The sequence below is a fragment of the Natrialba sp. INN-245 genome (assembly GCF_009807105.1).
Classification (GTDB): domain Archaea; phylum Halobacteriota; class Halobacteria; order Halobacteriales; family Natrialbaceae; genus Natrarchaeobius; species Natrarchaeobius swarupiae.
Genome location: NZ_WUBV01000008.1, coordinates 181,791 through 193,373, shown reverse-complemented (window position 1 = coordinate 193,373; position 11,583 = coordinate 181,791). Strand labels below are relative to the sequence as shown.

The window sequence follows — 11,583 nt, the reverse complement described above, 5'->3', positions numbered from 1 at the left end:
TGCCGACTCCCTCTGTGGCAAGACGTCCCGTCGGTGTCGCCACGTCGACGGCGGCGATCCGACCGCGAGGGCGGCTGACGGTCCCTGTGACCACCAGCCATGGCAGACGACCACCCCCTCGTTCGACTCGAGACGCTCGCACTAATCGCTATCGGCGGCTTCGCCGGTGCCAACCTCCGATTTTTCGCAGTGGGACTATTTCCGGACGTCCTCGCGGTGTTGCTCGTCAACGTCCTCGGGAGTTTTGCGCTCGGGTTTTTAGTGTACGAGGCGCAGTACGCTGGCCTCGTCGACCGAACGTCTCGTATCGTCTTTACGACCGGATTCCTCTCCTCGCTTACCACCTACAGCACGTTCGCGATCCAGACCGGGATCACCGCGGGACCCGCGGAACCGCTCGTACTCGTCGCTATCGTCGTGGGTAACTACGGGCTCGGATTCGCGGGCGTCCTCGCGAGCCGAGCGCTCGCACGCCGGGTAACCGACGGCTCGACCACGACTGCGGAAACCGGTGGTGAGACGGCGTGATCTCCGGTAGCGTCGTCGACGCGTTCGTCGCCGGCCTCCTCGCTCTCTCGCTTCTCTCGGAGGCCATCGCGTTCGATCCCGAACCCGCCCACATCGTCGGCACCGGCGGCGCAATCGGTGCCGTGTTGCGCCACGGGGTCTATCTCCACCTCTCGAGCGAGCGATTCCCGTGGCCGACGCTCGCGGTGAACGTGATCGGCAGTTTCGTCTTCGCGGTGGCGATCTTCGCCGGCGCTGGCGAGTCGACCATCCAGTTGCTCGGGATCGGCGCCTGTGGCGCGTTCACCACGTTCTCCTCGTTCTCGGTCGAGACGGTCCAGCTGTACGAACGCGGTGACCGCCGGCTCGCGGTCGTGAACGCGGCGGGCAACCTCGTCCTCTCGCTCGCCGGAATCGGTGTCGCCTGGCTCGTCGTCGCCGTTGTCTCGCTCTGAGCGCTCTCTCGAGGAAGTTATCTGGCCGACCGATCGTCGCACGTGAACTCGATCGCCTCGAGGCCGGACGGATCGCTCGGACACGGAGTGATCGATTGCTCGCTGATTTCGCCGTCTTCGTCGATCGTGATGCGTCGACAGAGTTCGCCGTCGTCGTGGACCGCTGTGGCGTCGATCTCCCAGCTCTCCCACTCCGATTCGCCGTCCAGTCGGGTCGATAGCCGGTAACTCGGGACGTCGACCGGCCAGGTGCAGCCGATCTGGACGGTGCCGGGAACGGTCCCGTCCGCGGGCGGAACCGTCTCTGTCGCCCAGTGGACCAGTGTGCCGTCCGCTTCGACGAGGAGATTGACGGCGCGTTCGTCGTCCGCTTCGTTCGCGAGCACCAACTGGCGGAGGGAAACCGTCTGGTCGAGCATCGTACACCCGGCGAGTCCACCGAGGGCACCGACGCCGAGGACGCCGAGGACCGAGCGGCGCGATACGTTCATTTTCGCTGACTAGACGCCGGGCCGTAATTTCGTTAACGATCTCACGGACGAACGACCGTCACCGGCGCGAGCGAGCGCCGAACGACCCCCTCCGCGACGCTCCCGAGGAGGTAGCGTGCGACTCCCTCGTCCGTGACTGCCGATGACGACGTGGTCGACGTCGCCTTCCTCGGCGTAGTCGACGATCGTTCGCGTCGGCTCGCCAGCGACGAGTTCGGTTTCGAGCGTCTCCTCGCACTAACGTGGGATCGTCCCGGTAAACTTAACAGTCGACTGGATGATTCACCCGTATGAGCGTTCGGCGTGACTTCTGGTCGATCTATCGGGAGGCGATACCGGTCTTGCTCGTCGCACTCGGCGGCGGACTGTTCGCCGGCCTGGTGCTCGAGGGGATGATCGAGAGCGTCGAGCGGTTTCCGGGCCTCCTCGTGATGATCCCGGTATTTCTGGCGACGAGAGGGAACGTTTACGGCGCACTGGGCGGGCGTATCGCGAGCGGCCTCCACCAGGGGCTGATCGAACCACGCTTTAGGTGGGACGACCGACTCGTCAACGCCGTCCTCGCCTCGTTCGTCAACGGGATCGGCATCTCGATCGTCATCGGCGTCGTCACCTGGATCGCGCTCTTGATACTCGGCTGGCAGGTCGCAGCGCTGTACGAACTCGTCGCCATTATGTTGGTCGCCGGCGCGTTGACGTCGGTCGTCTTGATCTTCGGGCTGCTCGCGTTGATCTTCGCCGGCTACACGTTCGGCTACGATCCCGACAACCTCGTCGGACCGATCGTTACCACGTTGGGTGACATCTTCGGCATGGTGTTCATGCTGTTCGCGATCGGGTTCGTCGAGGTGATCGTCTGATGGTCGTCGTCGGCGGCGGCTCGCTCGGCACGTGGAACTGGAAGCGCATCGTCGGGAACATGTTCCCGTTGCTGATCGTCCTCTCGATCATCGTCCTCTGGGCTGGCATCACTCTCGAGGGCGCAGAGGAGATGCTTAACCAGTACGCGATCCTTGCCGTGATGGTGCCGACGATGGTCGACATGGGCGGCAACCTCGGTGCGATCTTGAGTTCGCGGCTCTCGACGCGCTTTCACCTGGGGACGACCGAACTCGACCCGTCCGATCGCGTGCTGTGGGCGAACGTCGCGGCCATCCTGGCGCTCGCCGCGACGATCTTTTCTGCGCTCGCGGTCGGTGCGTACGGGCTCGGCATCCTCATCGGCTCGCCGCTCCCGCTCTCGCAGTTGCTGGTAATCTCGCTGGTCAGCGGGATGTCCGTCGCCGTCATCGCGGTCGTCTTCAGTTTTCTAGCGACCTACGGCTCCTATCGACTGGGGATCGACCCCGACGACACCACGATTCCGATCGTCACCAACGTCGTCGACGTCTTCGGAATGGTGATCTTCATTGGCGTCTCGGCGCTCGTCCTCGGCTTTTGAACGCTCGTGGCGACCGCTCCAGGTCGGCTCCAGACCGGGAGATCCGTCCGATTTAGACGAGTCGAAACAGACCGGCGAGGACGAAGAGCAACAACAGGACGGGTATCACCCTGAGCGCGACGTTTCGCATCGGGAGTAATCGAGCCTTGTTCGACCAGTTGCGAACCGAACTCCCGACGAGAACCGGGGGAAAGAGGTCGCGCCGACGCAACGGCTTCGACGTCGCCACCATCTCGTCGAGCCACTCGAGAAACGGCTCGATGTCCGGATGATCGGAGCTCTCCCGCGTCAACTCGAGGTTCAACTCGACGTTGTACTCGAAGGCGACCTGCGTGATGTTTGCGGATCCGATGATACACGACGGGTTCGGACCGTCTCGGATGTAGAGTTTCGCGTGGAGGCCGCGTGGTTGTTTGTACAACCGGACCTGGTCGTTGTCGTCGAGTTTCCAGAGATCGTACGCGATCCGCGGCGAAAACTGATCCGAGGCGGGGCCGACGATCACGACCAGTTCGTTGTCTCGAGAGCGCTCGAGAAACGAGACGACGTCGTCACGGATCGAGAGGTAGCCCTGATACGTGAAGTAGCCGCTTACGATGTACACTGTCCCGTTCCCGTCGAACAGCGCCGAGATTCCCTCTCGAACCCCGCGGCCCGTGCCGTTCGTACTCAACAGTCCGACGGAGGGCTCGAGTTCGGCTTCGCTCATTGCACGCTGTATTCGTCCAGGGATATTGAATTGAAGGTGTCGTTCCTCGTGTCCCGAAACGACACTCGAACGCTCGTCGTCTCGCCACTCGAACGGCCGAACAGTCACCAGCCCGTCTCGAGGACGATCGGTCGATGATCGGATAGCTGGACGTCGAGGACGTCACAGCGCTCGACGGCAATCGTCGGCGAACACAGGAAGAGATCGAGCGTTCGCGACTCGACGAAAAACTCGTCTAGGGGCCGCTTCGGAACGGTTTCGCCGGGAACGCGCATTTCGAGTCCCGTCCGATCCGCGAAGCTGGCCAGTTCGCCCGCCTCGTCGAAGGTGTTGAAATCGCCCGTCACGATCACGTCACGGCTTCCGGCTCGTCGCTCGATCAATTCCGCCAGTTCGAGGAACTGGCGGCCCCTGCTCCGGGCGCCGAGCGAGAGGTGGACGGCGAACAAGACCGCGTCCGCGGCGAGTTCGACCTCGAGGACGAGGCGCTTTTGACCGGCCGAGAGGTAGTGTGCCCTCGTCGGACGATCTCCCCTCGAGAGGACCGCGTTCGCGAGGTGGCCGAAAAACGGCACCGACTCGACGAGCCCGCCGTTACCGTACTTGTTGGCGACGTCGCCGCCGTAGGAAAGTCCGCGTTCCCGGAGTGACTCGAGGAGAGTTCGAAACTGGCAGTCGGTGACGGTTCGATGGGAGCCCCGATCGACTTCGAGAAGCGACACCACGTCGGGGCGTTCGCGATCGATCACCGACGCGAGTTGCTCGAGTTTCCGGCGTTCGACCTCGGCATCGCCGAGAACCGATCCGATCGGTGGCGGGACGTAGCCACCGAGGACGTTCCCGTATCCGAGCAGATAACCGGCGTTGCAGGTGAGGAGCTTCATTGGGACTCGAGTCGGGTGTAGAGACTCGGTTGACCTGACTGAGGGATCGTGAACTATAAATTTTCCTTCGTGTGTGTTGGTCACACCCCACATGGTCCGCGGGATGGTTCCGAGACGACGTGCATCGGGGACGACCCCGAAACGACACCCTAACTAACCGCTCGAGGCTGGTTCGTCCGCTATGATCCCGCCCGTCGCGAACCGCTTCGTCGCCGGCGAGAGAGCGATCGAGGCACTCGAGTACGCACGCCGGCTGGACCGCGAGGGAGTCGTCCCACTGTTGAACCTGCTCGGCTCCCACCACGACGACCGGGCGAGCGTCGAAGCCGACGCCGCTGAGTATCGTGCGCTCGCCGACCGCCTCGCCACCCTCGAGGGCGAGGCCGCGATTTCGGTCAAACCGACCCAGCTCGGACTCGATCTCGATGACTCCGTCTTTCGAGGCGAACTCAAGCGGATCGTCTCACGCGGCCGCGACCGCGACGTCTTCGTCTGGCTCGACATGGAAGAACACGGAACCATCGAAGCGACGCTCGAGGCGGCCGTCGACCTCGCCGCGGCGTACGGCGACGGGATCGGCGTCTGCCTGCAGGCCGACCTCTACCGCACTCGAGAGGACTTCGATCGACTCGCCGACACCGACGCGGCCCTGCGACTCGTCAAGGGCGGTGCCTACCCCCGGCCGGAGGCCATCGCGCACACCGATCCCGATCGGCGAGATCGCGCGTACCGAACCCTCCTCGAGCGGGCGTTCCAGCGCCGCGACCGTGCCATTGCCGTGGCGACACACGATCCCGACATGATCGAGTACGCACAGGAGCTCGGACGCCGCCACGACACCGACTTCGAGATCCAGATGCTGATGGGCGTTCGCCCGGACGCCCAGCGCGAACTGGCCCGCGAGTACGACCTCTCCCAGTTCGTCCCCTACGGCGAACGCTGGAAGCGATGGGTCCTCAATCGAGGGAAGCGAAACGTCGGCTTCGCGGCTCGAGCCGTCGGCGAGACAATGATTCCCGGCAATCGAGTGTCGTGACGTCCTGTTTCATCGCCGGCTACAGTTCGTCGGTCGAGGCGACCAGATTATTGCCGAACGCCATCACCCGAACGGATTATGTGGAGTGTCCAACCGGGTAATTCCGTCCACGGCATCGAAGTCGTCATCGAACGAATAGACGTATTCGATTCCTTCGCGTTCCATGTACGCGACGATCGATGCGTCGCCGAATGAGAGTCCGTCGTGGGTTTCGAATAGCTCGAGTGCTCGCAGGAAGTCCTTCTGTGCTGTGTGGTGGATCTCGAATCCGGCTGATTCGTTCAGGCGAGCGTAAGTCTCGTGTGCTTTCTCGTGACGGTGGCGGCTGTGGATCCAGTTCAACGTCTCGAGGATGACGTAGTCGATCACACGTCCCACCGGGAGGTCGCCGTGGTCCATCGCTCGAACGATCTCCGTAGCGGCGGCGTGGTTCCCGTCGTCAGCATCGACTATCCCGACGAGAACCGCCGTATCGACGGCCGCGACGTGCATCACGAATCCTCCGAGAGCGTGGAGTCAGATTCGTGACCTGCCAGATCGTGCGTTTCTAGCCCATCTCCGCCCATCGAAACGGGATCGAAATCGTCGAACGCACCGTGTCGCTGCTTGACGACTTCCACCGTAAGGTTCCCGTCCTCGTCGAGGTCCCACCGAATCTTGTCGCCCGCCTCGATGTCGAGACGCCGGCGCAACGATGCCGGAATCGTGACCATCCCTCGATCGCTGACGGTCGTCGACTCGGGGACGTTCTCGGCTGGCATAGTTGGCCCAACGGGCCGCTGTGCAATACATGTTGGGCTGCATGTGGCCCACGTTTCGTGAGCGAATCAAGACTGGTGGGTACTCGAGCGGTGGGTGAAACGGTGATTCCCGGCAATCCAGTGTCGTGATGGTTCAAGGTGAGTTCGTCGATCCGCTTTCACACAGCGCATTCTTCGTGAGTTACGGGTCGGAAACCATATGTGAACGTGTAGTCACTACCGACGTGTCTCGTGTCAACCGACCGATCAGCGACGGAACGAGTGAAAACGAGATTGTTCAGAGAACCCGACGAGGTCTGGACGGGAACGAGCTACGTCGCGATCAGTCTCCCATTTTTCGGGTTGTACGTCTACGGAAGTATCGTCCGCGGTTTCGGGTCGGATATCAACCTTCTCTTCGGACTACTGTGGGTTTTGTATGCAGTCCCGGAACTGCTTCCCGAACGCCATCAACGACTGGCCGGATCCCCTCGAATTGCCGGGTTCGCGTCCGTGCTCTTGTTGGTACTCTACTTCCTCCTCCAGCTGTCGGTGTTTCACTAACACGGAATTATTATCGTCCAGAATGATAGAAAGAGAAACCAATGGAACAGGATCTGGATAGCTGTAGCCTCCCGGAGATCCGTGAACTGGCGGATCAGTACTCCTGCGACCACGAGTGGGAAGATATCGAGGCGCTCGAGGCGACTAACCGGGACGAGACGGCGTTCAAAGTCGAAGCCTGGGCCAGGAAAGCGGTCGCCGAGGACGAACTGCCGGACCGACTCGGCTATCTCGAGGAGGTTTCGCGGAGCGAAAGCTGGCGCGTGCGAGAGCGCGTCGCGATGGCACTCAAATACGTCAACGCCCACTCGTTCGAACAGGTCGAGCAGACCTGGTACGCGTGGGTCGAACACGACGATAACTACGTTCGTCGGGCCTGTGAAGTCGGCTTGATGGGGATCCCGGAGGATCACGTCGATCCGGCGCTCCGAATCCTCGATCGCGTGATGTCGGATTCGAACGAGTACGTACAGAAAAGCTGTGGCGGATTCGCCGTGAGTTTCGTCGCAAACAAGGACCCAGCAGTCGGGCGAACGTATCTAGACCGGTGGAGCGACTCCGAAAACGTGCGGACGAGGTGGAACGTCGCCAAGGCAATCGGGGGTGCCTACGGACGGGATAACGAGCACGCACTCGACCTCGCATACCGGCTTTCGGACGACGACGAATACCGAGTACGACGGGCAGTTGCGTCGTCGCTACGGTCGTTGTTCGAAAAAGACACACAGGTCCGAGAACGGGTCGACCAATGGGACGATAGGGGGGAGTTCCGCTCTCTGTTGTAGGACAACACTCCCTCGTCCTGTTCACACACCGTCACTGGTAAACAGAAATATCGACGAGAACGCGTGGGTACGTCTCGAACGTGAGAGACGGATACGATCATCACGACGGACGAAATCGTCCGCGATGCGGGAATCGAGACGGTCTGGAACTAACCAATGGTGCGGATTGACCGCCGGTTTCAGGACTCGAGCCGTCTCGAGATCGTCCGCCCGGCGTTCAATACCGGCAGGGCGGGCGCGGGGTGGCCGCGCTCGTAGACCAGTAGCGGAATCGTCTCCGCGCCGAAGTACTCCTTGAACCGGAAGACGCCGTTTCGGAAATCCGGCGGCGACCCGCGCAGTTCGTAGGTGTCGTAGCCCTCCTCGATCCCCCACTTGATCGCGTGTTCGTGGAGCAACTCCGGGGCGTGATACTCGAAGTGGGCCTCCGTGACCGCGGTGAAGAGGTGCTGGAGCGTCGACTGTTCTTCGTCTAACAGGTACATGTACCTGCCCTGCGTTCCGCCGTCGACACGGAGCGAGAACACCACGATCCGGTCGTCGAACTCGTGTAATTCCCTGAAAAAGGACCGCGGATGGGTCGGCAGACCGACGCGGTCGGCCACCGCCGCGTAATCGCGGTAGAACTCCTCGAGCGTTCGCCCGTCGAGATCCTCCTCGACGACCTCGAAGTCGGAGTCGTGGCCGCGTCTGATCCCTCGCCTGCGTTCTCCGTCCATCTCGGAGAACAGCGTTTCCCAGCCACGCGAGAGGTCGAGCGTGAACCGACAGGTGAGGATCGTCGGCCGGTAGCCCTTCGCCTCGAGTAGTTCGTGATAGCGGACGTAGTTCTGGTCGTACGTCCTGATCTCGTCGAAGAGGATCCGTCCCGTGCACAGTTCCGCGACCGAATCGAGGAGCAACTCGAGGGCCTCCTCCTCGTCGGTCATCGTGACTGGGCCGCCGTAGCCGGGCCTGATTGAACTCAGCCGGTTGATTCGCCCGAGGTCGGTGACGAAGTTTGGGAAGACGGCGACCGGATTCTCACTTTTCGAGACCACGAGGTGTTTCGGCTCGTGGGAGAGCCCCTCCTCGACCGCCCGGAGCCACTCGTATCGATGATAGACGCAGCTGAGATCCGACTGGTCGACGACGTTGTTCCACTGATTTCGGTTGACCGCCTCGATGCTTTCTACGTGACGAACGTCCAGCCCCATCTAGGGCAGGCGGTTCGGGAGACGTCACCATAATTACGAACCGGCTTCCCAGCGTACAGTCGCCTTACTGGCGCTCGAGCCAGTGGACGAACTACGCCCGCTCGAGTTCGTACCGGCGCCGGAGATACCGCGAGAGCGAAAACGCCATCCAGGCCTGGCACCACCGCATCAGGGTAAAGTGCTTCGTGTACAACCGGCGTTTCTGGTAGTAGAACTGGCCGCCGCCGGCGTGGAGTTCCTCGCGCGTCCAGTCGACGATCCGGCGGGCCATCTCGAGGTCGCCCAGTTCGGCAAAGAGGACGATCCCCTGTGCGGCCGCGTGGACGTCTCTTGGGTAGGTACTCGACTCGTCCCATCGGGGCGCACCGCCGTCGAACAGCCGCTCGCGGTAGAACTCGAGGCCGCGCTCGAGCGTGCTCGCGTACCGATCGTCGCCGGTGACCGCCTGGTACCGAAGGAACGATTCGAGGATGAAGCCGTTGTGGAAGCTATCCATCGACAGATGCGAAGCCGTCGGCGGGTCGGTATACATCCAGCCGCCGACGGCTGTCTGCGTGCTCGCGACGTAGTCGAGGATCGCCGTCGCGGCCTCGAGCGAGCGTCGGTCGTCGAAGCGGTCCGCCAACTCGAGCAAGAGGCGGGCCCCGATCGCGTTCGCGTTCAGGGTATACGACTCGCCTCCGCCCGCTGAGCCGTCCCGCGAGGCGGTGTAGTTGATCCGCGCGCCCTCGTCGATGTCGGTGTACTCGAGGTCACGGAGGACGAACGCGCGGGCGGTCCGTGCGACGTCGGCGTACCGGGGTTCGGCGAGGACGTCGGCTCCTCGCAGGAGCGCCCGAACGGCGTACGTCGTCGATACGACCCCGGAGACTTCCCCCGGCGTCGAGGCGGTCGCACTCGAGAGGTCCTGCAGTGGGTGGCGGTGGCCGCCACCGCCGAAGCCCGAACACCAGTCGTTCGACTCGGCGATCAGCCACTCGAGTAGTTCCTCGGCGTCGCCGGCGTACTCGGCTTCGCCGGTCAGCGCGTAGAGTTCGAGGTTCGCGAGGGCGAACAGGGCCGCCCCCTTGTAGTTGCGCCGCTGCTCGACGAGAAACAGCGGCCGGAGGTTGATCGGTGCCCGCTTGATTGTCTCCTGGACGGCGAGGTTCAGGTACCTGTGTTCGAACGGGAGCGACTGAACGAGGGCGCTGCTGAGCCCATCCGCGTAGTCCCAGCCGGTGTACTCGCGCTCGCTCGCGTAGCGGAGCGCGTCTCGACAGAGCCAGTAGTACGGGTCCGACTCGAGTGTCTCCAGACTCCCGGAATCGACTCGCTCGCCGCCGGAGTCGTGATCCGCCGACAGGCCCAGCCGAGGGAGACTCGAGAACCGGCTCACGCCTCGACCCCTCTCCGCTCGTCCCGCACGGTTGATTCGGTACCTCTCGTCGGGGACGAAACGTCGATAGTCGGGAGCTTCGCCAGAAGCGACACCGGTGGAACCAGCCAGGCACCCAGATCTCGGTGGTCGACATCCCAGGCTGCGGTTCGCCTGCAGACGGTCGCCGCGTACTCAGTGGGGGAGGCCTCTTCTCGATTCTCGAGTTGGAACTGCAACTCGCGGAGTGGAAACACCATCTCGCCGTGCTCGGCCGGCGAGCCGACCGGCGTCTCGACCGCCAGATCGAGGCAACCTGCGACGATGGTCGAGGCGAACCGATAGCCAAAGCGGCGGGCGAGTGCGTAGGAGGCCCAGAACTTCGGGTTGATCTCCATGAGGACGAACGTTCCGTCGGCCCGGCGCTTGAACTCGACGAGGGCGACGCCGTCCCAGCCGATCGTCGTGAGCAGGCGGGTCGCGTCTCGAGCGATCGATTCCTCGGGCTCGAGGCGGAGGTGAGTTCCGCTCCCGCCGTGACGTGGCACCGACCGAAGCTCCTCGTGAACGCACGTCAGTTCGACCGCGTTGTCGAAACAGAGTACGCCACAGCCGTACGTCGAATCCGAGCCATCGACGTACTCCTGGACGAGAACGTCACCGCGTGGCGCGGCCGCCGCGATCCGGTCGTAGCTCTCCCAGAACGCCTCGGGATCGGAAACGGGTGACGTGGTCGCCGAGCCGTTCTCCCGACGCGCCTTGAGAAACACCGGAAACGGGAGGTGATCCGAGACGTCCGGCCGACCGTCGGCCGCGAGATCCGCGACGCGTCTCGAGTAGTCGATCGGCGTCTCGATCCCGAGTTGACTCCCCTGTCGGAGCGTCGCCGCCTTGTCGACGGCGGCCCGAAACGAGTCCGACGGCGGGAGACACAGCGAGACGTCGTCGGGGATCGCCGACCGGATCCCGTCGACGCCCGCCATCGATTCGTAGCCGACCGGCAAGACCACGTCGGGGCGAGCCGAACGAATCACCCCGGCCACCGCATCGGCGTAGGTCGGATCGTCCGGCGGCGGGACGACCGCGCCGTAATCGCAGTAGGTCGACCGAAGGAGCCGGCTGTATCGCGTCGTTCCCGTCCCGACGATCGTCGCCTCGAGATCCTCGGTTAGCTCTTTTGCGATCACCAGCGACGTATCGTAATCGCCGTCGAGAACCAGTACCGACGGCCCGTCCGAATCCATGACAGTGGCCCCTCCAAGGAGGATGAAAAGTATCCGATCGCTATGAGACTCGTCCCGGAGTTACGTCTCTCCTATGGCACGAAACGTCACCGTTCTCGTGGGGTTCGGACCACGCCGGCGAGTCGAGAGCCGGTAAATCCCTCACTCGAGTGCACCGGTGGCGACGGCGGAACG

Annotated in this window: 15 protein-coding genes and 1 pseudogene; 7 read left to right on the top strand and 9 right to left on the bottom strand. The window is 63.1% G+C overall.

The features are described from left to right. Window positions 1–99: 99 nt before the first annotated feature. On the top strand, window positions 100–528 hold the full coding sequence (locus GRS80_RS03035; protein WP_160046264.1) for a CrcB family protein: 429 nt from the start codon (window positions 100–102) through the stop codon (window positions 526–528). Between the two features lie 65 nt (window positions 529–593). Continuing rightward, window positions 594–962 carry a CrcB family protein gene (locus tag GRS80_RS03030; protein ID WP_343161424.1) on the top strand — a complete coding sequence of 123 codons (369 nt, stop codon included), beginning with the start codon at window positions 594–596 and terminating at the stop codon, window positions 960–962. A 17-nt stretch (window positions 963–979) separates the two neighbouring features. Here the strand turns inward: GRS80_RS03030 and GRS80_RS03025 are convergent, their stop codons facing one another. Together GRS80_RS03025 and GRS80_RS03020 are read right to left on the bottom strand one after the other, a co-directional pair. Then, a complete protein-coding gene (locus GRS80_RS03025; protein WP_160046263.1) occupies window positions 980–1,453 on the bottom strand; it encodes a hypothetical protein in 474 nt (157 codons plus the stop codon). A 41-nt stretch (window positions 1,454–1,494) separates the two neighbouring features. Beyond that, window positions 1,495–1,678: pseudogene (locus GRS80_RS03020) on the bottom strand (universal stress protein); the annotation flags it as partial. Between the two features lie 65 nt (window positions 1,679–1,743). On the opposite strand from GRS80_RS03020, the gene GRS80_RS03015 reads away from it, so the two are divergent. Together GRS80_RS03015 and GRS80_RS03010 are read left to right on the top strand one after the other, a co-directional pair. Next, window positions 1,744–2,313 (top strand): magnesium transporter, encoded by a 570-nt coding sequence (locus GRS80_RS03015; RefSeq protein ID WP_160046262.1) that lies wholly within the window; start codon window positions 1,744–1,746, stop codon window positions 2,311–2,313. Next, window positions 2,313–2,894, top strand: a complete 582-nt coding sequence (locus GRS80_RS03010; protein WP_160046261.1) for a magnesium transporter — start codon at window positions 2,313–2,315, stop codon at window positions 2,892–2,894. The genes GRS80_RS03015 and GRS80_RS03010 overlap by 1 nt, the downstream gene beginning before the upstream one ends. A gap of 52 nt (window positions 2,895–2,946) precedes the next feature. Here GRS80_RS03010 and GRS80_RS03005 read toward each other — a convergent pair whose 3' ends face one another. Together GRS80_RS03005 and GRS80_RS03000 are read right to left on the bottom strand one after the other, a co-directional pair. Beyond that, entirely contained in the window at window positions 2,947–3,603 is a 657-nt protein-coding gene (locus GRS80_RS03005; RefSeq protein ID WP_160046260.1) for a phospholipase D family protein, read from the bottom strand. Window positions 3,604–3,707: 104 nt separating this feature from the next. Beyond that, a complete protein-coding gene (locus GRS80_RS03000; protein WP_160046259.1) occupies window positions 3,708–4,487 on the bottom strand; it encodes an endonuclease/exonuclease/phosphatase family protein in 780 nt (259 codons plus the stop codon). Window positions 4,488–4,668: 181 nt separating this feature from the next. Between GRS80_RS03000 and GRS80_RS02995 the strand changes: the two genes are divergently transcribed. Further along, window positions 4,669–5,523, top strand: coding sequence for a proline dehydrogenase family protein (locus GRS80_RS02995; protein WP_160046258.1), 855 nt, complete (start codon window positions 4,669–4,671; stop codon window positions 5,521–5,523). 63 nt (window positions 5,524–5,586) lie between these two features. On the opposite strand, the gene GRS80_RS02990 is transcribed toward GRS80_RS02995, so the two are convergent. Together GRS80_RS02990 and GRS80_RS02985 are read right to left on the bottom strand one after the other, a co-directional pair. Next, complete coding sequence (locus GRS80_RS02990; RefSeq protein WP_160046257.1) at window positions 5,587–6,015, bottom strand: PIN domain-containing protein; 429 nt, start codon at window positions 6,013–6,015, stop codon at window positions 5,587–5,589. Next, window positions 6,015–6,284 (bottom strand): AbrB/MazE/SpoVT family DNA-binding domain-containing protein, encoded by a 270-nt coding sequence (locus tag GRS80_RS02985; RefSeq protein ID WP_160046256.1) that lies wholly within the window; start codon window positions 6,282–6,284, stop codon window positions 6,015–6,017. The genes GRS80_RS02990 and GRS80_RS02985 overlap by 1 nt, the downstream gene beginning before the upstream one ends. A 261-nt stretch (window positions 6,285–6,545) precedes the next feature. Between GRS80_RS02985 and GRS80_RS02980 the strand changes: the two genes are divergently transcribed. Next, window positions 6,546–6,827, top strand: a complete 282-nt coding sequence (locus GRS80_RS02980) for a hypothetical protein (protein ID WP_160046255.1) — start codon at window positions 6,546–6,548, stop codon at window positions 6,825–6,827. Between the two features lie 41 nt (window positions 6,828–6,868). Then, window positions 6,869–7,612, top strand: coding sequence for a DNA alkylation repair protein (locus GRS80_RS02975; RefSeq protein ID WP_160046254.1), 744 nt, complete (start codon window positions 6,869–6,871; stop codon window positions 7,610–7,612). A gap of 179 nt (window positions 7,613–7,791) precedes the next feature. Here GRS80_RS02975 and GRS80_RS02970 read toward each other — a convergent pair whose 3' ends face one another. The 3 genes from GRS80_RS02970 to GRS80_RS02960 form a co-directional block, all read right to left on the bottom strand. Further along, window positions 7,792–8,808 carry a GNAT family N-acetyltransferase gene (locus tag GRS80_RS02970; RefSeq protein WP_160046253.1) on the bottom strand — a complete coding sequence of 339 codons (1,017 nt, stop codon included), beginning with the start codon at window positions 8,806–8,808 and terminating at the stop codon, window positions 7,792–7,794. 91 nt (window positions 8,809–8,899) lie between these two features. Next, complete coding sequence (locus GRS80_RS02965; RefSeq protein ID WP_200840307.1) at window positions 8,900–10,186, bottom strand: antibiotic ABC transporter permease; 1,287 nt, start codon at window positions 10,184–10,186, stop codon at window positions 8,900–8,902. Next, the gene (locus GRS80_RS02960) at window positions 10,183–11,409 is read right to left on the bottom strand and encodes an ATP-dependent carboxylate-amine ligase (RefSeq protein ID WP_200840306.1); all 1,227 of its coding nucleotides are present in this window, start codon (window positions 11,407–11,409) and stop codon (window positions 10,183–10,185) included. The genes GRS80_RS02965 and GRS80_RS02960 overlap by 4 nt, the downstream gene beginning before the upstream one ends. Window positions 11,410–11,583 lie beyond the last annotated feature (174 nt).

Coding starts and splice junctions, on each gene's coding strand:
- GRS80_RS03035 (WP_160046264.1), top strand. CDS start 100: ATGGCAGACGACCACCCCCTCGTTCGACTCGAGACGCTCGCACTAATC.
- GRS80_RS03025 (WP_160046263.1), bottom strand. CDS start 1,453: ATGAACGTATCGCGCCGCTCGGTCCTCGGCGTCCTCGGCGTCGGTGCC.
- GRS80_RS03015 (WP_160046262.1), top strand. CDS start 1,744: ATGAGCGTTCGGCGTGACTTCTGGTCGATCTATCGGGAGGCGATACCG.
- GRS80_RS03010 (WP_160046261.1), top strand. CDS start 2,313: ATGGTCGTCGTCGGCGGCGGCTCGCTCGGCACGTGGAACTGGAAGCGC.
- GRS80_RS03005 (WP_160046260.1), bottom strand. CDS start 3,603: ATGAGCGAAGCCGAACTCGAGCCCTCCGTCGGACTGTTGAGTACGAAC.
- GRS80_RS03000 (WP_160046259.1), bottom strand. CDS start 4,487: ATGAAGCTCCTCACCTGCAACGCCGGTTATCTGCTCGGATACGGGAAC.
- GRS80_RS02995 (WP_160046258.1), top strand. CDS start 4,669: ATGATCCCGCCCGTCGCGAACCGCTTCGTCGCCGGCGAGAGAGCGATC.
- GRS80_RS02990 (WP_160046257.1), bottom strand. CDS start 6,015: ATGCACGTCGCGGCCGTCGATACGGCGGTTCTCGTCGGGATAGTCGAT.
- GRS80_RS02985 (WP_160046256.1), bottom strand. CDS start 6,284: ATGCCAGCCGAGAACGTCCCCGAGTCGACGACCGTCAGCGATCGAGGG.
- GRS80_RS02975 (WP_160046254.1), top strand. CDS start 6,869: ATGGAACAGGATCTGGATAGCTGTAGCCTCCCGGAGATCCGTGAACTG.
- GRS80_RS02970 (WP_160046253.1), bottom strand. CDS start 8,808: ATGGGGCTGGACGTTCGTCACGTAGAAAGCATCGAGGCGGTCAACCGA.
- GRS80_RS02960 (WP_200840306.1), bottom strand. CDS start 11,409: ATGGATTCGGACGGGCCGTCGGTACTGGTTCTCGACGGCGATTACGAT.